Here is a 20,219-nt window from a genome sequence, read left to right as displayed (position 1 = left end):
CAGTAGTAGCTTTAGTTATCTCAATAAAAGCTTATAGCAATTCTAAGAAAAGGTAGGAGAATGTATGAATAAGAATAGTAGTCAAACAGAAGCTAATAAAAAATGGCAGGATAAGAATAGGGAGTATACAAGATATCTTAACGCTAGGAGTGCAGCTAGGGGGTTTATAAGAAATAAAGCTACACTTGATGATTTGGAGGAGTTGAGATTATTGATTTCTGAAAGGGAAGAAAAGTTAAAGGATAATTAAGTTTAAATAGCCGCTATTTCATTATAGTGGCTATTATTGATTTAATAAATTTTAATAAAGCCATACGCTATATATAGATATTTTTTTGTATTTTATATGTAATTGCTTATTTTTAAATTAAAGTAATAGGATAAGGTATACTCACTAAATAAATTGTCTTAAATCATAAAATATGAAGTGTTATTGGAATTTCAAGAATAAAAAGCATAATAAAAATAATTTATCAAAATATTTGACAATATATACCCTATAGGGTATACTAATAATGAAAGGAGGATAGTATAATGATTGAATTAAAAAAATGGAAAATAAAGACTTTGAAAATTACCATTACAATCTTTATTTTCCAAATTGAACTAGAAATAGTTAAAGGCTCTTAAGCCTTTGACTATTCACAATCATTATACTTATGAAATTATGAAGTTCAAATTTGAATGCAAACTAGTAAAGCCTACAGTTGAAAGTACAATTAATTTCATTATATTTATATTAATTGTTATCTTGATTAAAAAAGTATATTTCTAGGAGGTATTATGTCAGAGAATAAAACAAGTGAAGCACAAAGAAAAGCCAATGAAAGATGGAGAGAAAAAAACAAAGAGAAGAATAAAATCTATCAATTAAGGTCTCAGGCTAAAAGATTTATTAATGAATATTCAGATGAGAAAGATCTAGATGATTTAATTGAATTGTTAGAGGAAAGAAGAAAAATATTAAATAAATGAGGGAGCTTGTTTGCTCCCTATATTTTACTATTGTCTTTTTGTTACGTGTTACGATTGTTGTTACGTTATTTAATATTATATATGGTAATATGGTTTTAACGGTTTTAATTAAATATTCATTTTTCTATATATAAAGCTATATATGGTTATATAGAATTTAGTTTATGAGAATCCTCAATGCCGCGCCATTTTTTGCAAGATAGCTTATTTTAAATGTTTATAGGCTGTCTTATTTGTGACTTGCCATTGTTTTCAGAACCTTTCTGTAGTTGTTATATTTTAATTTTTAAAGGATAGTATAGGTTTACACTATATTTTGTCTTTTTAATATCCATAATTGAATGTTTTGCGGTATTTCTTTCATGTTTCATCTTTTAAGTTTTTAAACAAATAAAAAAACAGTAAACCTTTTTTGATTTACTGTTAGACTCATTTGGATTAAGTTTTTTAATCACAAAATCAGTTGCAACGTTAAATTTATGCTATTACAAATTCTTTATTTTCATTTTATCAGCAGCGGTATTTTTTCTGATAAAAAAACAATCCTCAATGTAAAAACAAATTATCATAAGCGCTTGTAATAATGATGGGAATGCTACTAATGTTAGAGAATATGGAATTGCAACTATAATAGAAATAGTCCAAACAATAATTGGCAAAATCCATCTGTTCATTTTCTTCTTTTTTACAAGTTGAATCTCAAGTCCTGCAAATATAACTCCAAAAATTATAACAAGTATCAATAATTCTTTATTCATTTTCTTGACTCCTTTCCCTATATTTATCAATTAACTTTTTTGTTGTGTCATAATCATATTTATCCTGTAATGCTAAAGATTTGATAAATTTAATATATGGATCTTCATCTGTTTCCATAAGCTCTATTTTTTCAATTAGCTGATTGAGATTATTTCTAATAATGTGATAAGAAGTATCATAATACTTCGCTATACTCTTCAATGAACCTGATTCTAAAATAAATTGCTTTATAAAGGATATCTCATTGTCATCAAGATTAAATATCCAATCATTTTTCATAATCTTATCACTCCTTTTTGTTTTATTTATTATATCATATTTTAAAAATAATTCAAGTTTTTGCTATATTTTTAAATTTTATTTAATTAATATTTTATTTTTTTGTATTTCATATTCTCCTTATTGTAGTTCTAATATTTAATTGTATAAGTTTCTTTTTCTCTTTAAAAATTTTGTAGCTTTCAATATGATTTTCTCTATTATTTAAGGATAAGATTTTCAAAAACTCCTATTAAATTTTCTTTTTGTGGCGAAGTAGATTTATTATTTTATATTTTTGGCGTTTTGTAATTGCCATTTTTTAAATTTATTTTCTAATTATTTTCATAAAGAATATATTTTTTGATTTTTCTTTCTGTTTTTTATATTCCTTTAATGTAACATTATTAGTTGAATATGACAATGCGGTTTTTATCTTTCTTATCGTTTAAGCAATATCTAAATAAATTCTGATTTTTACTAAATTTTCTTTAATACGTTTTTTACATGCTGATTAGCTAAATAATCAAGTTTTTATTGGAAAATCCTTGTGGTATAATTGTAATGAGGTAATTATGGAAAGAAAATGTTATGCTAAAATTAACTTAAGCCTTGATTCTCTTTACAAAAGAGAGGATGGTTATCATGAGATTGATAGCATTATGACAAGGATTAGTTTATATGATAAGTTAATAATAAATAAAAATAAAAATGGAAAGTTAAATATTAAAACAAATAAAAAAGAATTAGATAATATTAGTGATAATCTTATATATAAGGCTTGGGATTTACTTAAGGACAAGGTAGAAGATCCAGGTCTTGATATTGTACTTGAAAAAAATATACCCATAGCAGCGGGTCTTGCAGGAGGTTCAACCAATTGTGCAGAAACTTTAATGGCTTTAAACGACTTATGGAATCTAAATTTATCCATGGAGGGTTTATTTAATTTAGGAAAAAAACTTGGTGCAGATATACCTTTTTTCTTTTTAAAAAAGTCAGCAAGAGCTCAAGGTATTGGTGAGATTTTGACTCCATTTGATATAAATCTTGATATGAAAATACTTCTTATAAATGATGGGACTCAAATATCATCTAAGTTTGTTTACGATAGGCTTAAAGATTATGGCACAATTGATAATATTAAACTTATAAAGGGTCTCGAAAATTCTCGAAAATCTGTTGTAAAAAAATTTGAAAATGTCATGGAAGATGTGGTGTATGAAGCATATCCTCATCTTAGAGAAATAAGAGATAGTCTTTATAATTTTAAATGTGAAAAAGCTCTTCTAAGTGGGAGTGGTGCAAGTATTTTTGCTATATTTTTTGATGAAGATGATATTAGTAAGGCATATGAAAATCTAATAAATAAGTATAAATTTGTAGAAAGGGTGAGTTTAATAGATGACTAATATAGGAGTTTTTGACTCGGGACTTGGTGGTCTTACAGTACTTAGAGAGTTAGTAAAGGAAAAAAGGGCAAACTATTACTATCTTGGAGACAATAAAAATATTCCATATGGTAATAGGACTAGAAAAGAAATTAAAGACTTATCTAAAAAAATTGTTAAATTTTTAGATAAGAAAGATATAGATTTTTTTATAGTTGCTTGTAATACTATGTCTGTTCTTGCCCTAGATGACTTAAAAAAATATTTTAATAAAAAATTCATATCTATATCTGAAGCAGGTGTAAAAGAGGCTTTAAATGTCGATGGTGATGTTTTTGTAATGGCAACAAAAGCTACTTGTGAAAGGCATTTTTATAAAGAAAAAATTGAGGAAAATTCAAATAAAAAAGTTTATGAAGTAGCTTGTAAAAAATTAGTAGATTATATAGAAAGCGGTTATATAGAAGGTGAGAAGCTTGATAGAGATCTAAAAAATTACTTAAAGCTTGCTAATGAGAAAAAAACAGAGAATATAATTTTGGCTTGTACTCACTATCCAATTATTGAAGACCAGATTAGAAAAAACTTGTTATATGAAGCAAATATAATTGATCCTGCTAAGGTTCTTAGTGAAAATATTAAATTCAAGGAAAGCAAAGATACAAATATAGAGATTTATATGACTGATGCAAATGATGTAACTGAAAAGATGGTTCAAAAAATTATGAATATGGACATAAGTGTAAAACAAGCCAATATTTAAAAAATATTACATAGATTTTACATGAATTTAAATTAAATAAAAAGGGGAATATATATGATATATGCAGTTATAGATATAGGATCAAATACAATTAGGCTTTCTGTTTATAAGGAACGAAATGGCAAAATTTATAATCTTTTTAATGAAAAAGAGGGAGCAAGTCTAAGGTCATATATAGAAAATGGAAAGTTAAATGATAAAGGAGTAGAAAGGCTTCTTCAAACTTTAAATGAATTTAAGTTACTTATTAATAATTTTGATGAGATTGACAATGTTTATCCATTTGCTACAGCTACAATTAGAAATTCTTCAAATAGGACTGAGATTTTACAAAAGGTAAAAGATGAGATTGGTTTTGAAATAGAAATTATATCTGGTGAAGAAGAATCAAAGCTTGCCTTTATTGGTGCCAACTCATCCCTTGCTATTGATAAGGGAGTTTTAACTGATATTGGTGGTGGTTCTAGTGAAGTTGTGATTATTGAACAAGGAAAGGTTATCAAATCAACTTCTTTAAATACAGGTTCACTTTCAGCCTATAATGATTATGTAGATTTTTTATTTCCTAATAAAAGGGATATGAAGAATATAGAAGCAGAAATTGAAAATTCTTTAGTTGAAAATAAGTTTTATAAGGAATATCATGATACACTTTGTGGTGTAGGTGGATCAGCAAGAGCTAGCCTTAAACTTTATAATGAATATTATAATTTAGATAAGTCTAATTCAAGTATGGATAGAAAAAAGCTTAAAGATATGACTAAGGATATTATAGATTATGATAGTAAGAAACTTTTAAATTTGATTTTATCTGTAAAAGCTGATAGAGTTCATACTCTTATACCAGGAATGATTATACTTAATAAGATTGCTAAGTACTTTGATTCAGACATTATAAATATTAGCCAAACAGGTGTAAGAGAGGGGTATGTATATAGCAAAGTTTTAAGAAAGGAATAATTTTATGGATATATCTTTTACTCAAAATAGAGAATTATCATGGCTTAAATTTAATGAGAGAGTTTTAGATGAAGCAGACGATAAAGAGGTTGAACTTTTTGAAAGGCTTAAGTTTTATTCAATTTTTGATACAAATTTAGAAGAGTTTTTTATGGTAAGAGTAGGATCTTTAGAAGATTTGACCAGACTCAAGAAAAAAGCTGTTGACAATAAGTCAAATATGACACCTGAAAAGCAACTTGAAGCTATAATGATTGAATGTAAAAGATTATATCAAAAAAAAGATGAAGTCTATAAAAGGATTATTAATGACTTTAAGAGTGAGGGAATCTTTATTAGCAAGGTATCAGACCTTGATAAAAAAGACTATGATACAGCAAGATTCTATTTTGATTCAAAAATAGAGCCCATCTTAAATTTTCAAGTGGTAGATAGGGTAAGGCCATTTCCAAGACTACCAAACCTATCAATAAATGTTATTTTTAACCTAGTCAAGGAAAGACTCAACAAAAAAGATAGGAATTACTTTGGAATAATTTACGTACCAGATAAGATTGATAGATATCTTAAGGTAAGCCAAACATCAATTGTATTACTTGAGGATATAATTAAAGAGTTTGGAGAAAATGTATTTGATAATTATAAGTGCCAATCTAAACACATAATGTCAGTTACAAGAAATGCAGATATTTCCTATGACGATGATGATTATGATGTAGATCTTGATTATAGGTCTTATATGAAAGATGTGCTTAAAAGGCGCAAAAGACTTCAACCTGTAAGACTTGAATTAGATGAACAGATAGAAGAAGAGGTATTTAATCTACTTTTAGAAAAATTATCTCTTAAGAAAGAAAGTGTTTTTATCACATCATCTCCCATGAGGGCAGGATTTATTTATGATATGCTAGAAGATATGCCTCAAAGTCTTATTGATAAATGCTCATATAATAGATTTTCTCCACAAGAATCCTTTATGGTAGATAAGAATAGGCCAATGATTGATCAAATAGATGAAAAAGACATACTCTTATCTTACCCCTATGAGTCAATGGATTCAGTAATAAGACTTTTAAATGAAGCAAGTGAAGATGAATCAGTTATATCTATTAAAATAACCTTATATAGGATAGCAAAAGATTCAGAAATTGCTAAGGCCTTAATAAGGGCAGCTGAAAATGGTAAAGAAGTATTTGTTCTAATGGAACTTAGGGCAAGATTTGATGAAAATAACAATATAATATGGTCATCTAGACTTGAGAATGCTGGTTGTAAGATTGTATATGGTTTTGATGATTATAAGTGTCATTCTAAAGTTTGCCTTATAACAAGGATTAAGAATGATAAGATAAATTATACATCCCAAGTTGCAACAGGCAATTACAACGAAAAAACTGCCAAGCTTTATACTGACTTTTCTTTTATGACATCAAATAAAGAAATTGGCATAGATGTTAAGGAAGTCTTTGACAATATAATGATTGGAAACCTTGAAGGAAATTATAAGCATCTTTTAGTTTCTCCAAAGCCTATGCAAGAAAGACTAGATGAGTTAATAAATGAGCAAATTAAAAGGCAAAAAGAAACAAAAGATGGCTATATAAGACTTAAGATGAATTCTATATCAGATAGAAAACTTATAGATAAATTATCTGAAGCCTCAAACGAAGGGGTTAAAATTGATCTTTTAATCAGAGGAATTACTTGTATTTTACCAGGAATTAAAAATAGAACAGAAAATGTTAATGTTCATCAAATAGTAGGAAGATTTTTAGAACATCACAGAGTATATCAATTTGGGAAAAGTGATAATTGTAAATTGTTTATATCATCTGCTGATTTCATGACAAGAAATATAAGAAATAGGATGGAAGTTGCTTGCCCTATTTATCAAAAAGATATAAAAAAGAGAATACTTGAATTTATGGATATAATGTTTGCAGACGATGTAAAGACTAGGATGATGAACTCTAAAGGTGAGTATAAAAAGGTTGAGAAAAAAATAGGCCTTATTGCTCAAGAAAAATTCATAGAAATTTCCATAAAAAGAGCTAGAGAAAAAAATAAGGTTAAGGAATCCAGAATAATTCCAAATAATATAAATCATAATAAATTCAAAAATTCTAAAAATAAGAAAAATAACTTTTTTGATAGATTGAAACATTTATTTAAATAACTATAAAAGCTGCTATTTCAATAGCGGCTTAAATTTTAAAAAAATATTCGATAAAATATGATTATAGTCTATATATTTATTCTTACTTGTGTTATAATAGATTTGAAGAAATATTTAATAAATTTTTAAATGAATTTTACTTATAAATTGAAATATATTTATAGTTTATTTAAAAATTTCCCTTTAGATGTAAATTTTTATTATATTGAAATAAATGTAAGGAAGATAAAAGAATGGCTAATAAAAGCATTAGAGATTTAAGACGCAAAAAAAGAAGAGAAAAAAAGAAAAGACTAAAAAATAAGATAATAAAAGTAGGAATAGGCATAGGACTTTTAACCGCTGCCTTTAACATAGATTTAAACTCTGATAAAACAGAAATTCCAATAAGAAGAAGTGTTGAAAATAGAACAGCACAAGCAAATAAGAAAGATGAGATTGAAAAAAAGAAAGAAACTAAAACTCAAATAGCAACACCACTTGGCTTTGAGAAAGTTGAAGTAAAAGATGGGCTTAAAATTGAAAATGATGGATATGAAAATGTTCAAAAATCATTTGTAAGAGCTTTAAATACCCAATATTGTTATCAAAAACCAGAAGATTTTACAAAAACTGACCAAGTTATTGAAAAGGGAGATTATGTAGCTTACTATGGAACTGAAAACTCTTTTTCTAAAATTAAAGTTGGTGACAATTTTTACTATGTAAATAGATATGGATTATCTAAATTAGATGAGGAAAGTCAAATAAATGTAATAAAGGGAATAGTTTTTGTAAATGAGAACAATCCCTTGCCAAAAGACTTTAGACCAGGACTTGATGCTACAAGTAAGAGTGCCCTAGCTACTATGATTAATAATATGCAAAGAGAAGGTCTAGATTTAAGAGTTGCATCCGATTATAGACTTCCAGAGACAGAAGAAAAATTAAATAATCAAGACCATGTAGATAAAGATTTACCTTTTACAAGTGAACATCAAACAGGTACAGCTTTTGACTTTTTTACTGATGAGGATAATAAATATTCTGAAAAGTTCAAAGATACAGATGAATATAAGTGGCTTAAGGAAAATGCTTATAAGTATGGTTTTATAGAAAGATATCCAAAAGAAAAAGAGTCTATTACAAAGCACAAGGAAAGGTGTTGGCACTTTAGGTATGTTGGTGTAGAAAATGCCAAATATATGTATGATAATAACCTTTCACTTGAGGAATATTTGAAAATCAAATAAAAATTAAAGCACAGGAAGGAATTCTTGTGCTTATTTTTAATTTATTATTATAATTTGATATAATATCTAAGTGATACTAAATTATAATAAATTTTATAATTAAAGAGAGGTAATTATGGGACAAACTGCTTTTATGTTAATGTTAGTTACAATTCTATCCAAAGTATTTGGCTTTGCTAGGGAATCTGTAATGGCATATTTTTATGGTACAGGGGATGTTGTAGCGATTTATGCTGTAGCAAATACTCTACCAGTAGTTATAGCAAACTTTGTTGCAAGTGGTATTATTTATGGATTCATACCCATATATACCAAGGCTAAAAATGAAGAGGGAGAAGCTGCAGCAGAAGAGTTTACTTCAAATATTTTTAATATACTTATGATATTTGGACTTGTTGCAGTAGTATTTGGCTTTATTTTTGCAAGGATATTTTGTAAGATATTTTCGCCTGATCTTGAAGGTGACCTTTTAGATATGGCAGTTATATTCACAAGGATAATAATGTTTGCGATATTTGCATACCTTTATTCTGCTGTATTTAGGGGATATCTAAATTTAAAGGGTAATTTTTTTATTCCAGCAATTACAGGAATAATAATGAATGTAATTATCATAGCTTTTACTATAGTAAGTGGTCTTAGCAAAAACCCATATTTTCTTGCTGTAGGTTGTCTTCTCGGTAATGCATTACAATATATATTATTTCCTAAAACTGCAAGAGAGCATGGATATAGGCATATTAATAAAATAGATATACATAATAAGTATATAAAATCACTAATAATGATAGCAGTTCCGGTTATAGTTTCTTCAGCTGCAGGTGAAATATCTCTTACAGTAGATAACTCTATGGCATCTTACTTTTTTGGGAATGCTTCAATATCATTTCTAAGATTTTCAAAAACCTTACTTGCTCTTATAACAGGTGTTATTACAGTTTCAGTGACCACATCTATATTTCCAACTATTTCAAATCTTGGACAAAGTGGAGATATTAGAAATATGAAAATTCATTTAAAATCTGCTATAGTTACGACTATGCTTTTAGTAATTCCAGCAACTCTTGGAATGATGAGCCTATCTGAACCTATAATCAGGTTGGTATTTCAAAGAGGAGCCTTTGATGATGATTCAGTTATAAAAACAGCATCAATGCTTGTAATGTATGCACCATTTGTAATATTTCAGTCCTTATCTGATGTAATAGATAAGGGATTTTATGCAGTAGGAGATTCCAAGACTCCAGTTATAATTGTGGTTATTCAACAAATAATAAATGTTATATTTAACTACATTTTACTTAAGGTGTTTGGATTAGAAGGTCTTGCACTAGCTACAACATTTTCTGCAGGTCTTGGAGCCTTGATGATATTTTATAAGTTTAGAGATAATTTTGGGTCTATGAATTTTAAAACCAGCCTAAGATCATTAATAAAAATTGCAATATTATCTATAATGATGGGTCTTATTGCTCACTTTTTATATAAAAGCTTGAACCCTAAATTAGGCTATGTAATTAGTTTATTTATATCCATAATTATAGCTGGTATTTTTTATTTATTTACCATACTCTTGGCGAGAATTCCAGAGGTAATGAAGCTTGTAAACCATATTTACCATAGATTTTTAAAAAAGAAATAATAAAAAAAGACTGAAAAAAGGATTAAGGCGACCCAAAAAGTTGTACCAAATACCAGATTGAGTTTTTACTTACTCTGGTATTTATTTACCTTTCCTACCCCTAGGGATAGGAAAATTTTCATGCTGCATTCTTTTTTCTAAATTCTACTGGACTTAAATATCCTAATTTCTCTTTTATTCTTTTTTCGTTGTAATATTAATATATTTTTCTATTGTTTCTTTTAATTGTTCATATGAATAGAATTTTCTACCATAATATATTTCTTGTTTTAAAATTCCAAAGAAGTTTTCCATTGGTGAGTTGTCTAATCAATTGCCTTTTCTTGACATTGATTGAGTTATTCCATTTGACTTTAATTTGGTTGTGTATTGTTTTACTTGATATGCCCATCTTTGATCTGAATGAAATATTCTCTCTTCTTTGTTTTCATTGGTTTTTTCTATTGCTTTATCTAGGGCTTTTAATATTGGTTCTAGATTTGGATTTTTTGATATTTCGTAGCTTAATATCTCGCTGTTGTACATGTCTAGATATGGATTTAGATAAAGTTTCTTTATTTGATATGTGCCTGATTTATCCTTTTCTAAATACTTGAATTCTGTTGTATCTGTTATTATTTGTGTATATGGTTTATTTGTTTTAAAAGATCTTTTTATTTTGTTTTCTGCTATCTTGCCTACAGTTCCTCTGTATAATGAATATTTTCTTGTTTTTTTGGAAAAGCTCTTTACTTGTATTTTTAGTTTTTGTACTAGTCTTTGTACTTTCTTTTTGTTTATGATTAATCCTAATCTTTTTAACATTGCTGTTATTCTTCTATATCCATAGTTTGGATTTTTTTCTGATTTCTAATATCTTTTTTTCTTCGTTCTTAGTTTGATTTTTTTAGGCATATTTGAAGGTCTTCCTCGTTTTTTGATTTTAGTCCTTCATAGCCTTGAGATTTGTACGCATTTACCCATTTCCTTACTATGCATTCTTGTGGTATTTTATATTTTTAGCTAATTGACTGTATCCTATTGTGTTTTTTAGATACTCTTTTACGACCATCACTTTAAATTCTGTACTGTATTTTGCCATTAAAAAACTGACCTCCTCTAGTTAGTTTTTTGGTCTAACTTTTGGGGGTCAGTTCAGATTAAATAATCCGTCTTTTCAGTCTTTTAATTTGTCATTATATTTTTCATATATATTGATACAACTTTTGAAAAATTTTCAAGTTTAGTAATTCTACAAAAATCAGTTCCATATATTAGTTTGGCATTTTCTATATCTTCATCTTCACCTGTAAAAACACCAAGGACACTTATCCTATCACTTTTAAGCTTTCTAATTTCTTTTGCAGTATCATCTACAGCCTTTTTTTCTATATATTGATCTTTTATCTTGGCATTTACATTATTTATATTGTGTTTTTCATCATTTGGTCTACCGTCTGAAAGAATTATAAGAATTTTTCTTACATTTTCATCCATATTTTCATTAATAAGTTTATGAATAGTCTTAAAGGCTAAACCATCTCTATTAGAACCTGATGCAAAAAAGTTAAATATTTTGTCATTTTTCCCTTTATCCTTATAGTCCCTATAAAGATTAAATACTGTGTAGTCTCTTAGGGTTGAAAAAGACATGATTCTTATAGGAATGTTGACTTTGTCCATAGCACTTGCAATTATATAAGCTTGATCTGCCACAACTTCTTGTCTTTTTATTTGGCTAGCTGATCCATCTATTAATAAATCAATTTGAAATTTAGGCTTAGGATCTTTATTATTTGAAAAAAAGATTTTAGAGTCATTTAAAATTTCTGCTTTCCAAACATTTATTGAATCAAGAAGTCCATAGTTTTTCCTATAAAGCTCATCTTCTTCATAGTTAGAAAGTGAATTTTCTATAGTTCTTTTAAGCTCATTTATAGCTCTATTATTTATAGATAGGTTTATTTCTATATATTTTTTATTTTTATCACTTTGTTTTTTTCTAATCTTTTGATTAAATCTAGCATTTGGACTGTCTGTGTATTCTCCATTTGTAAAGTATAGTTTTTTACCTTTATGGATTCCTTTAGCAAGTTCTCTTTCTAGAAGTTCTTGTCTTTTCTTACTTATAGAAAGTTTTCCATAAAAATCTTCTATGAAATTATCTTCTCTTTTATTTTTCTTATCATCCCCTTCAAATATAAAGATATCCTTATTAGTATCTTTCTTTTTTTCTTCAAAATATATATATCCATTAAATTCTGCAGATTGGATTTCAAATTGGTCATTTATATTTTTTTCAATCTCAGAATCATCTAAATCCTCTTTATCAAAATTTTTGGGTTTTTCTTCTTCAATCATTTGATCAAAGAGTTCATTATATTGTTCAAATCTTTCAAACAAAAAGTATTTTTTAAAAAGCACATCCAAATCTTTTATAATCTCAGGACTTTTGTAAGTATTTATTGAAAAAAGCTCTTTATAAAAATCTCTTACAATTTTTCCCTCTTTTATAGTCCTACCAAATACTTTTTCATAGTAGGCTTTTTCAATCTGTTCAAATACATTTTCAGTTTCTTTTTTATATCTATATTTATTGAGGATAAAATTAGCATAAGATTTTCTCAAATCTTCTATCACTAAATTTCTTTCTTTAAGCTTTCTAAAAGCTAAGTCATCTAATAAAAGTAGGCTAATATTTTTAAATTCTTCAAAAAATGGATTATCATTTTTAAGATAAGAGAAAAAGGATGAAAATAGGTCAAGTCTAAAATTTTTAAATTTGAAACCTTCTATTATATTTTTATAATTTTCATCCATTGGATAGTAATTTTTTGGAAAGATTGAATAATCACCAGCATAATCCCAAATAACGTTCATAGCCCTTAATTTTTCAAAAGTATCAGTCATTAAAGACGCTCTCATATATATTTTTTGGTAGTTTATTATCAATTGTATCTCTTACAATTTCTCTTTCAAATTCATCAAATGACTTGTTGATAAGCCCCATCTCTATGGCATCATAAGGGTTAAGACCAATTCTCATTGTTTCTATTGCTGAAATAAGGCCTCTTAAATCTACAGACTTAGTAGAAATTTCAGAATTTTCGCTTTTTTCTTGTAGAGATTCAAATATATCTATAAAAGTATTAAGGTATTTTTCTTTAAGTTTTGGGAATTTGTCTAATAGTAGAGATTTTAAATTCTCCCTAGTAATATTAGGCATATTTATTACCATAAATCTTGAAGCAAGAGCTTCATTTATCTCGCGTGTTCCAACATAACCATAGTTCATTGTTGCAATAAACCTTGTCTTGTCATGAAGTTGAATCTTATCATAACCAGGAATATCTATAATTCTCCTGTGATCAAGTGTTGCATGAAGAACCGATATAGCTTCATTTTTTGCCATATTTATCTCATCTAAGACTCCAAAGCCGCCTTTCATTGCACATTCATATACTGGTCCTTTTCTAAACACTACTTTTCCATCTTTAAATGTATCAGCACCAATAAGAGAATTATAATCGGTATTTACATGAAAGGAAATATCCCGTGAAGGTCTGTTAAAAATATAGGAAAGATTTTGGGCAAGGATATTTTTACCTGTTGCTTTTGGACCTGATAAAAGAATATTTTCACCAGATAAGATTGCAGTTATTGCCTTATTTAATATATTTTTACCATAATATTTAAATTCAGGTTTTCTTATCCTTTCTTGATCTTTATCCTCTATATCATTGCTATCTCTAAAATCCATAATTTTTTCTATTAATTTATCATCTATATTTAATTCTTTTAAATAATTTATCATATTTCACCTCAAGTGCTATTATACAACAAAAATTCAACATGGCTATTGACAAAGTCCATTTTAGGACTATAGTAATATATATGATTATAGAAAGGATATAGATGGAAAATCAAAAATCACTTTATATTTTTAAGTTGTTTTCTCTAATTAGGAAAGTGCAGGGATTAAAAAGCCAAAGCTTCAAAGATATGAATGCTAATGGCATAAAGACTGCTATTTTTTTAACCCTAATTTATGAGAAAGGTGTAAGCCAATCTATGATTGTAGAAAAAATGGCTGTTGCCAAACAAACTATAAATAATATAATTATGGAATTATGTGAAAAAGAATATGTAAAAACAGTCACTGATGAAAGTGACAAGAGACTTAAAATTTTAGTTTTGACAGAAAAAGGAAAACAATATGCCAGAAATTATCTTAATCCACTTATCGAATTTAATGCAAAACTTTATGATAGGTTGGGGGAAGAAAAGATAAAGAAGATGGCAGATGACTTTTCTGAACTTGCTGAAATTTTAATGGAAGTAAATAGGGAGGTAATTTGAATAGTTTAAAGGAATTTTTTGTCAATTTCAAATATTTGATGCCTGCTGTTGGAGAGTATAAGAAAAATGCCAAGATCTCTATGGTTGCAACAACAATAGAGACAATTCTAGAGCTTATTGTACCTACCATAATGGCATTTATAATTGATATGGCAGTAAGTAAGTCGGATATAAAGATGACATTTATCTTAGGTGCAGTTATGATTTTAGTTTCACTATTTTGTATGTATGCAGGTATGGTTGCTACAAAACATGCTTCTGCAACATCTTCAGGGTTTGGTGCAAACCTAAGAAAGCTCGCATTTGGTAAAATCCAAGAATATGGTTTTGAGGATTTAGAAGAGTTCCAAACTTCATCTTTAATAACAAGGCTTACAAGTGATATACAACAAATTATATTTTCAGTATTTTTAGGAACAAGATTTATAATTAAGACTGTAGTTACAGGTATCGTTGCCGTAATTTTATCTGTAAATGTATCAGCTAAGCTATCATTATTATTCTTAGTTACCATGCCACTTTTAGTAATAGCCATATTTTTCACTATGTCGAAGGCTATACCTGGATTTAAACAATTTAGAAAAGAATTTGATAAGCTAAACCTTATTGTTCAAGAATCTTTAGCAAATATAAGAGTGGTAAAGTCATTTGTTAGAGATGATTTTGAGATTAAAAAACTTGCAAAACAAAACTTTACCATGTATAAGCTAATAGACAAGGCAAGTGGTGCAATGAGTTATGTTGGTCCAATTGCAAATATAATAATGTTTGGAACAATGGCATCTCTTGTGTGGTTTGGTGGTAATGAAATTATTAGTGGCAAAATCCAAGTAGGAGAGTTAATGAGTTTTATTATGTATGCTATGATGCTTTTAGCTGCCTTTATAGGAATCTCTATGGTTTTAATGCAAATGATGGCATCAAGTCCAGGAGTTGTCCGTGTAGCAGAGGTAATAGAACATGAGCCATATATGAAAAATCACGAAAAAATTGATGGACTTGAAGTTGAAAACGGCTCAATTGATTTTTCTAATGTATCATTTAAATATAAAGAAGATTCTGACAATTATGCCTTAGAAAATATAAATCTCCATATAAAAGAGGGAGAGTCCATAGGTATTTTAGGACCAACTGGTTCTGCAAAATCAAGTCTTGTCCAACTTATACCGAGACTTTATGATGTTAGTGAAGGGGTTGTTAAAGTTGGTGGAGTTAATGTTAAAAATTACGATATCAAAAAGCTTAGGAATGATGTAAATATAGTTTTACAAAAAAACACCCTATTCTCAGGAACGATTGAAGATAACATTAGGTGGGGCGATACTGAAGCTAGTTTTGAAGAAGTAGAAAAGGTTGCTAGAATTGCTTGCGCCCATGACTTTATAAAAGAAAGAGCTGATGGATATCAGTCAGTTTTAGGTCAAGGTGGAACAGGTGTTTCGGGTGGACAAAAACAAAGAATTTGTATAGCACGTGGACTTTTAAAAAAGCCAAAAGTTTTAATCTTAGATAACTCTACAAGTGCAGTAGACACAAAGACTGAAAGTCAAATAGTTGAAGGAATAAATTCTTATTCTGATAAACTTACAAAAATCATAATCTCTCAAAGAGTATCTTCATTTAGACACTGTGACAGGATTATGGTTATGAGAGAAGGTAGAATTGAGGCTATAGGTAGCCACGACGAACTTTATAAGGAAAGTGAATTTTATAGAAAAACCTACGATATGCAACAGAAGGGAAGTGATATAAATGAGTAATAAATTAAATTCCTCAAGAAATCAGAATTCTTTCAATGGTGGTATTGTAAGATTATTAAAATATCTTTTCAACTATAAGTGGCAAATGATAGTGGTAATTATATCTGTAATAATTTCTACCCTAACTCAAATTTTGGGTATGTCTTTACTTCAACCGACAATTGACGAGATGATTTTAAATTCAAATATTGATGGACTTAAGAAAAATGTTTTGATGATGGTTGGGCTATTCATAATATCTGCTATAACATCTCTTATTTTTTCAAGGTTAATGGTTAGGGTAAGTGAAAAAGCTATAAAAGATATAAGAAATGAACTTTTTGAGAAAATTCAAAGTCTTGAATTAGAATTTTTCGACCAAAATACTCATGGGGAAATAATGTCAAGGTTTACAAATGATACAGATATGTTAGGTCAATCTCTATCATCATCTATCCCAAATCTTCTTCAATCACTACTTTTATTTATAGGAACTTTTGCTATAATGTTTGTTATAAACTTTAAGCTTACAATCCTTACACTTTTGACCATAGGTCTTATGCTTTTTATATTAAAAAAGATAATAACAAAATCAACAAGACTATTTTCAAGAAATCAAGTTGAACTTGGAAAGATGAATGGTTTTATAGAAGAGACTCTTTCAGGTCAGAAAGTTGTAAAAGTGTTTAACTTTGAAGAAAATTTAAAAGATAGGTTCAATAAAACGGCTGATAGAGTAAGAGAGCTTATTTGGCAAGCTAATACTATAACGGGGAAGATAATGCCTTTTCTTAAAAATGGTATCAACATATCTTATGCCATAATATGTATGGTTGGAGCTGTTTTAACAATTCTTGGACAAATGACAGTAGGCACACTTGCTACATATCTAACATATGTAAGGCAATTACAAAATCCAATTGCAACAGTAAGTCAACAAGCGAATGTTATGGCTCAAGCTATTGCAGGAGCTAATCGTATATTTGAAATACTTGATATGGAAGCTGAAAGTGATGATGGAGATATAGACCTTGTTCATGCAACTATTGATAAAGATGGAAACTTTCATGAAGAAAATACCCTTACAGGAATCTACGCTTGGAAGAGGATAGTTAATGGAGAAATAAAATATAAAAGGCTTGAAGGAAAAATTGACTTTGAGCATGTAGACTTTTCATATGATGGTAAAAATAAGATATTAAAGGATGTAACTTTTTATGCAAATCCAGGTGAAAAAATAGCCTTTGTTGGTTCAACTGGTGCTGGAAAGACAACTATAACCAATGTTATAACAAGATTTTATGACATAGATAAGGGTTCTATAAAGGTAGATGATATAGATATTTATCAAATTAAAAAATCCGCCTTAAGAAAAGCTTTTGGGATGGTACTCCAAGATGTAAGCTTGTTTACAGATACTATTTATGAAAATATAAGGTATGGTAGACTTGATGCAAACGATGATGAGATAAAGGCTGCAGCTAGGATGAGTAAAGCTGATTCATTTATTTGTAGGCTTCCTCATGGTTATGATACAAAAATCCATGGAAATGGGTCATCCTTATCGGATGGTCAAAATCAACTAGTATCCATATCTAGAGCAGCTGTAGATGAGCCATCTATGTTAATTTTAGATGAGGCTACTTCATCAATAGACTCAGCAACAGAGCTTATAGTAACAGATGCCATGGATAATCTTATGACAGGTTCTACATCAATAGTTATAGCTCATAGGCTTTCAACAATAAAAAACTCTGATGTAATAATGGTAATGGATAATGGTAGAATTATAGAAAGAGGAAACCATGATTCTTTAATGGCTAAAAAAGGCACATATTATCAATTATACACAGGAAAGCTTGAACTTGATTAAAGATAATAAAAAATACACTTGTTTTCAAAAACAAGTGTATTTTTTTATTTACTATAAGCATTTAAAATTGCTCTTTCTATTAAGTTTCTGTATGCAATAGAACCTTCTACATTTGGATGAACAAAGTCTTTTGCAAACAATTCAGGTCTTTGTTTAGCATACTTATACCAATCAACCAAATATACATTATCATTTTCCTTACAAAATTTTTCAATATCTTTATTAATTGAACTTTCCCAAGATTGACTATGTACAGTATTTACAAAAAATAATTTTTTTTGCTCAGATATTTTCTTTAAATCAACCAAATTTTGATATTCAAGTTGACCATTAGAACCAAGCGCTATTAAAACTATATCGCCAAGACCAGTGCTGTTTTTTATATTGGTCAAAATTTTAGGACCATCTATCATATCTCTTCCAACTTCACCATCAAGGTAGAGATTTGGGTTAAATTCTCTTAGATATTTATCTATATTTATTAAAACAGAATCTCCTACTGCTGTCACAGACTTACTTTTTAGGAAAGATTTTTCATAATCAGTAAAATTAAAGTCATCGTATGATTTATTTTTTATTTTTTCATTATTAAGTTTATTATCAGTACTTAAATTAGATATATCATTAGAATTTACCTTAGACTTGTTTTTATTATAGTCCTTATTTTTTTTGCTAATTTCTTTTTTGTTTTTACTTATATTCTCCTCTAATTGTTTTATATCATTATCTTTAGGATTGTCTATAAAAAATGCAGATATATTTAAAAGAGCAAGTATTATTAAACTTACAAAAAAATAGGATTTTTTATTTTTTAGCTTTTCATAAATCTGATAAGTAAGCTCAGACAATACTATTACTATAATTACTTGCAAAATATAAAAATATATGACATTGACTCTTGAGGATGCAAGAAAATATGTTATAAAGGTATTTATTACATATTGCCATATATAGATATAATAAGATCTTAGTCCTATATAATATAGAAAACTTCTAAAAAAACCAAACTTTCTTTTGTTTATTACAATAATATTTGATGTTTCAAAGGAGAACAAGGTTCCAATTAAAATAGCCTGCAAAATTGTATAAGCTGGCATTATTAGCCTATAAGTATAGATGGAATTTCCATCTACTAGAAAATAAGCTATAAAGGTAAAAAATAGAATTGGACCTATAAAATAATAGAGGGTTTCTTTTTTATCTTTTAACAAAAGACTTAAGTTTATAAATTTATCTTTAAGAAGGTATACTATAGCACCTAAGAGAAACGCATAAATTCTAGTGTCTGTTCCATAATAAACCCTTGATATATTACCTTTATCATAAGAAAAATAAATCATTAAAAGCATACTACAAAGACTTAAAAATGAGAGTATGCATAATCTTTTGTTTTTACTAAACTTTCTAATCAAATAGCTTACCAAGGTAAAAATCACTATAAATTGAATTTGCATAGATATATACCAAAAGTGAGTAAACATTGAAAAGTATCCATTTTGCTTAAAATAGGATCCTCCTACTAGTATTTGATATATATTTTGGAATGAAAGAGCACTCGGTATGCTTGATTTTATAGAATCATGAAAAACAGTTTTCGAAAAAATTAAGGAAACTAATAATGATACTATCAAAACAAAGTACAAGGCTGGCATTAAGGATTTTAATCTTTTTTTGATATATCTTATGTAATCTTTTAACTCATTTCCTCTCAAACTTTCCAACTTAAGCATTATTAAAAATCCACTCAATACAAAAAAGCTATTCACTGCAATAAAACCGCCACTTAGTGAATGAACTCTGGTGTGGAAAATTGAAATTGCAATAATAAAAATAGCTCTTAGAAAAGTGAATGAATCAATATATTTAATTTTATTCATTATTTCCCCCATGTGTATCATTATAATATTTAGTTAGATAAATAGCAAGATATAGAGAGATATTGTAACACTTGTAACAAATTAGAATCAAATATTCAGTTTAAGTATAAATAATCAAAAAAACAAAAGTATATTCTATAATATATTATAAAAATTCATTGAATATAAGCTGTATATATTTAAATATTGAAACAAGAAGATAATATAAGTTATAAAATCCTAAAAATAAATGATTT

General features: G+C 27.8%; 16 protein-coding genes and 2 pseudogenes. 11 read left to right on the top strand and 7 right to left on the bottom strand.

The features are described from left to right. Positions 1 to 64 precede the first annotated feature (64 nt). Both FYJ26_RS02830 and FYJ26_RS02825 read left to right on the top strand, forming a co-directional pair. Positions 65 to 250: a hypothetical protein gene (locus tag FYJ26_RS02830; protein WP_154539412.1), complete on the top strand. Its 186-nt coding sequence runs from the start codon at positions 65 to 67 to the stop codon at positions 248 to 250. A 533-nt stretch (positions 251 to 783) separates the two neighbouring features. After that, on the top strand, positions 784 to 975 hold the full coding sequence (locus tag FYJ26_RS02825) for a hypothetical protein (protein WP_154539410.1): 192 nt from the start codon (positions 784 to 786) through the stop codon (positions 973 to 975). A 485-nt stretch (positions 976 to 1,460) separates the two neighbouring features. Here the strand turns inward: FYJ26_RS02825 and FYJ26_RS02820 are convergent, their stop codons facing one another. Then, positions 1,461 to 1,733 (bottom strand): hypothetical protein, encoded by a 273-nt coding sequence (locus FYJ26_RS02820; protein ID WP_154539408.1) that lies wholly within the window; start codon positions 1,731 to 1,733, stop codon positions 1,461 to 1,463. Beyond that, complete coding sequence (locus FYJ26_RS02815; protein WP_154539406.1) at positions 1,726 to 2,013, bottom strand: DUF2089 family protein; 288 nt, start codon at positions 2,011 to 2,013, stop codon at positions 1,726 to 1,728. Before FYJ26_RS02815 ends, FYJ26_RS02820 begins: the two co-directional genes overlap by 8 nt. Positions 2,014 to 2,567: 554 nt before the next feature. On the opposite strand from FYJ26_RS02815, the gene ispE reads away from it, so the two are divergent. From ispE to murJ, 6 genes are all read left to right on the top strand, one after another. After that, complete coding sequence (ispE, locus tag FYJ26_RS02810) at positions 2,568 to 3,404, top strand: 4-(cytidine 5'-diphospho)-2-C-methyl-D-erythritol kinase (RefSeq protein WP_154539404.1); 837 nt, start codon at positions 2,568 to 2,570, stop codon at positions 3,402 to 3,404. Continuing rightward, positions 3,397 to 4,146, top strand: coding sequence for a glutamate racemase (gene murI, locus FYJ26_RS02805; protein WP_154539402.1), 750 nt, complete (start codon positions 3,397 to 3,399; stop codon positions 4,144 to 4,146). Before ispE ends, murI begins: the two co-directional genes overlap by 8 nt. A 54-nt stretch (positions 4,147 to 4,200) precedes the next feature. Continuing rightward, on the top strand, positions 4,201 to 5,106 hold the full coding sequence (locus tag FYJ26_RS02800) for a Ppx/GppA phosphatase family protein (RefSeq protein ID WP_154539400.1): 906 nt from the start codon (positions 4,201 to 4,203) through the stop codon (positions 5,104 to 5,106). Positions 5,107 to 5,110: 4 nt separating this feature from the next. Beyond that, on the top strand, positions 5,111 to 7,282 hold the full coding sequence (locus tag FYJ26_RS02795) for an RNA degradosome polyphosphate kinase (RefSeq protein ID WP_154539398.1): 2,172 nt from the start codon (positions 5,111 to 5,113) through the stop codon (positions 7,280 to 7,282). Positions 7,283 to 7,515: 233 nt separating this feature from the next. Next, positions 7,516 to 8,514: a M15 family metallopeptidase gene (locus FYJ26_RS02790; RefSeq protein ID WP_154539396.1), complete on the top strand. Its 999-nt coding sequence runs from the start codon at positions 7,516 to 7,518 to the stop codon at positions 8,512 to 8,514. 115 nt (positions 8,515 to 8,629) lie between these two features. Further along, positions 8,630 to 10,156 carry a murein biosynthesis integral membrane protein MurJ gene (murJ, locus tag FYJ26_RS02785; protein ID WP_154539394.1) on the top strand — a complete coding sequence of 509 codons (1,527 nt, stop codon included), beginning with the start codon at positions 8,630 to 8,632 and terminating at the stop codon, positions 10,154 to 10,156. A gap of 118 nt (positions 10,157 to 10,274) precedes the next feature. On the opposite strand, the pseudogene FYJ26_RS02775 reads toward murJ, so the two are convergent. From FYJ26_RS02775 to FYJ26_RS02760, 4 genes and pseudogenes are all read right to left on the bottom strand, one after another. After that, positions 10,275 to 10,516: pseudogene (locus FYJ26_RS02775) on the bottom strand (transposase); the annotation flags it as partial. Positions 10,517 to 10,528: 12 nt separating this feature from the next. Next, a pseudogene (locus FYJ26_RS02770) lies at positions 10,529 to 10,987 on the bottom strand (DDE-type integrase/transposase/recombinase); the annotation flags it as partial. A 333-nt stretch (positions 10,988 to 11,320) separates the two neighbouring features. Further along, entirely contained in the window at positions 11,321 to 13,060 is a 1,740-nt protein-coding gene (locus tag FYJ26_RS02765; protein ID WP_229771200.1) for a VWA domain-containing protein, read from the bottom strand. Beyond that, positions 13,038 to 13,949, bottom strand: coding sequence for an AAA family ATPase (locus FYJ26_RS02760; protein WP_154539388.1), 912 nt, complete (start codon positions 13,947 to 13,949; stop codon positions 13,038 to 13,040). The genes FYJ26_RS02765 and FYJ26_RS02760 overlap by 23 nt, the downstream gene beginning before the upstream one ends. A gap of 101 nt (positions 13,950 to 14,050) precedes the next feature. On the opposite strand from FYJ26_RS02760, the gene FYJ26_RS02755 reads away from it, so the two are divergent. The 3 genes from FYJ26_RS02755 to FYJ26_RS02745 are packed head-to-tail and all read left to right on the top strand — an operon-like array spanning position 14,051 to position 18,106. Continuing rightward, entirely contained in the window at positions 14,051 to 14,494 is a 444-nt protein-coding gene (locus FYJ26_RS02755) for a MarR family winged helix-turn-helix transcriptional regulator (RefSeq protein WP_154539386.1), read from the top strand. Next, on the top strand, positions 14,491 to 16,254 hold the full coding sequence (locus tag FYJ26_RS02750) for an ABC transporter ATP-binding protein (protein ID WP_154539384.1): 1,764 nt from the start codon (positions 14,491 to 14,493) through the stop codon (positions 16,252 to 16,254). Before FYJ26_RS02755 ends, FYJ26_RS02750 begins: the two co-directional genes overlap by 4 nt. Then, positions 16,247 to 18,106: an ABC transporter ATP-binding protein gene (locus FYJ26_RS02745; RefSeq protein WP_154539382.1), complete on the top strand. Its 1,860-nt coding sequence runs from the start codon at positions 16,247 to 16,249 to the stop codon at positions 18,104 to 18,106. The genes FYJ26_RS02750 and FYJ26_RS02745 overlap by 8 nt, the downstream gene beginning before the upstream one ends. Before the next feature lie 44 nt (positions 18,107 to 18,150). Here the strand turns inward: FYJ26_RS02745 and FYJ26_RS02740 are convergent, their stop codons facing one another. After that, the gene (locus FYJ26_RS02740) at positions 18,151 to 19,983 is read right to left on the bottom strand and encodes an acyltransferase family protein (protein WP_154539380.1); all 1,833 of its coding nucleotides are present in this window, start codon (positions 19,981 to 19,983) and stop codon (positions 18,151 to 18,153) included. Positions 19,984 to 20,219 lie beyond the last annotated feature (236 nt).

The sequence above is a fragment of the Anaerococcus porci genome, from assembly GCF_009696575.1.
Classification (GTDB): Bacteria; Bacillota; Clostridia; order Tissierellales; family Peptoniphilaceae; genus Anaerococcus; species Anaerococcus porci.
Note: the sequence above shows the minus strand (reverse complement) of the source record. Positions and strands in the feature narration are given on the sequence as shown.

Excerpts from the sequence above, each read along its gene's own strand:
- FYJ26_RS02790 (WP_154539396.1), top strand. The coding sequence starts at position 7,516 with ATGGCTAATAAAAGCATTAGAGATTTAAGACGCAAAAAAAGAAGAGAA.
- FYJ26_RS02825 (WP_154539410.1), top strand. The coding sequence starts at position 784 with ATGTCAGAGAATAAAACAAGTGAAGCACAAAGAAAAGCCAATGAAAGA.
- FYJ26_RS02795 (WP_154539398.1), top strand. The coding sequence starts at position 5,111 with ATGGATATATCTTTTACTCAAAATAGAGAATTATCATGGCTTAAATTT.
- ispE (WP_154539404.1), top strand. The coding sequence starts at position 2,568 with ATGGAAAGAAAATGTTATGCTAAAATTAACTTAAGCCTTGATTCTCTT.
- FYJ26_RS02815 (WP_154539406.1), bottom strand. The coding sequence starts at position 2,013 with ATGAAAAATGATTGGATATTTAATCTTGATGACAATGAGATATCCTTT.
- FYJ26_RS02745 (WP_154539382.1), top strand. The coding sequence starts at position 16,247 with ATGAGTAATAAATTAAATTCCTCAAGAAATCAGAATTCTTTCAATGGT.
- murI (WP_154539402.1), top strand. The coding sequence starts at position 3,397 with ATGACTAATATAGGAGTTTTTGACTCGGGACTTGGTGGTCTTACAGTA.
- murJ (WP_154539394.1), top strand. The coding sequence starts at position 8,630 with ATGGGACAAACTGCTTTTATGTTAATGTTAGTTACAATTCTATCCAAA.
- FYJ26_RS02755 (WP_154539386.1), top strand. The coding sequence starts at position 14,051 with ATGGAAAATCAAAAATCACTTTATATTTTTAAGTTGTTTTCTCTAATT.
- FYJ26_RS02830 (WP_154539412.1), top strand. The coding sequence starts at position 65 with ATGAATAAGAATAGTAGTCAAACAGAAGCTAATAAAAAATGGCAGGAT.
- FYJ26_RS02760 (WP_154539388.1), bottom strand. The coding sequence starts at position 13,949 with ATGATAAATTATTTAAAAGAATTAAATATAGATGATAAATTAATAGAA.
- FYJ26_RS02800 (WP_154539400.1), top strand. The coding sequence starts at position 4,201 with ATGATATATGCAGTTATAGATATAGGATCAAATACAATTAGGCTTTCT.
- FYJ26_RS02820 (WP_154539408.1), bottom strand. The coding sequence starts at position 1,733 with ATGAATAAAGAATTATTGATACTTGTTATAATTTTTGGAGTTATATTT.
- FYJ26_RS02765 (WP_229771200.1), bottom strand. The coding sequence starts at position 13,060 with ATGAGAGCGTCTTTAATGACTGATACTTTTGAAAAATTAAGGGCTATG.
- FYJ26_RS02740 (WP_154539380.1), bottom strand. The coding sequence starts at position 19,983 with ATGAATAAAATTAAATATATTGATTCATTCACTTTTCTAAGAGCTATT.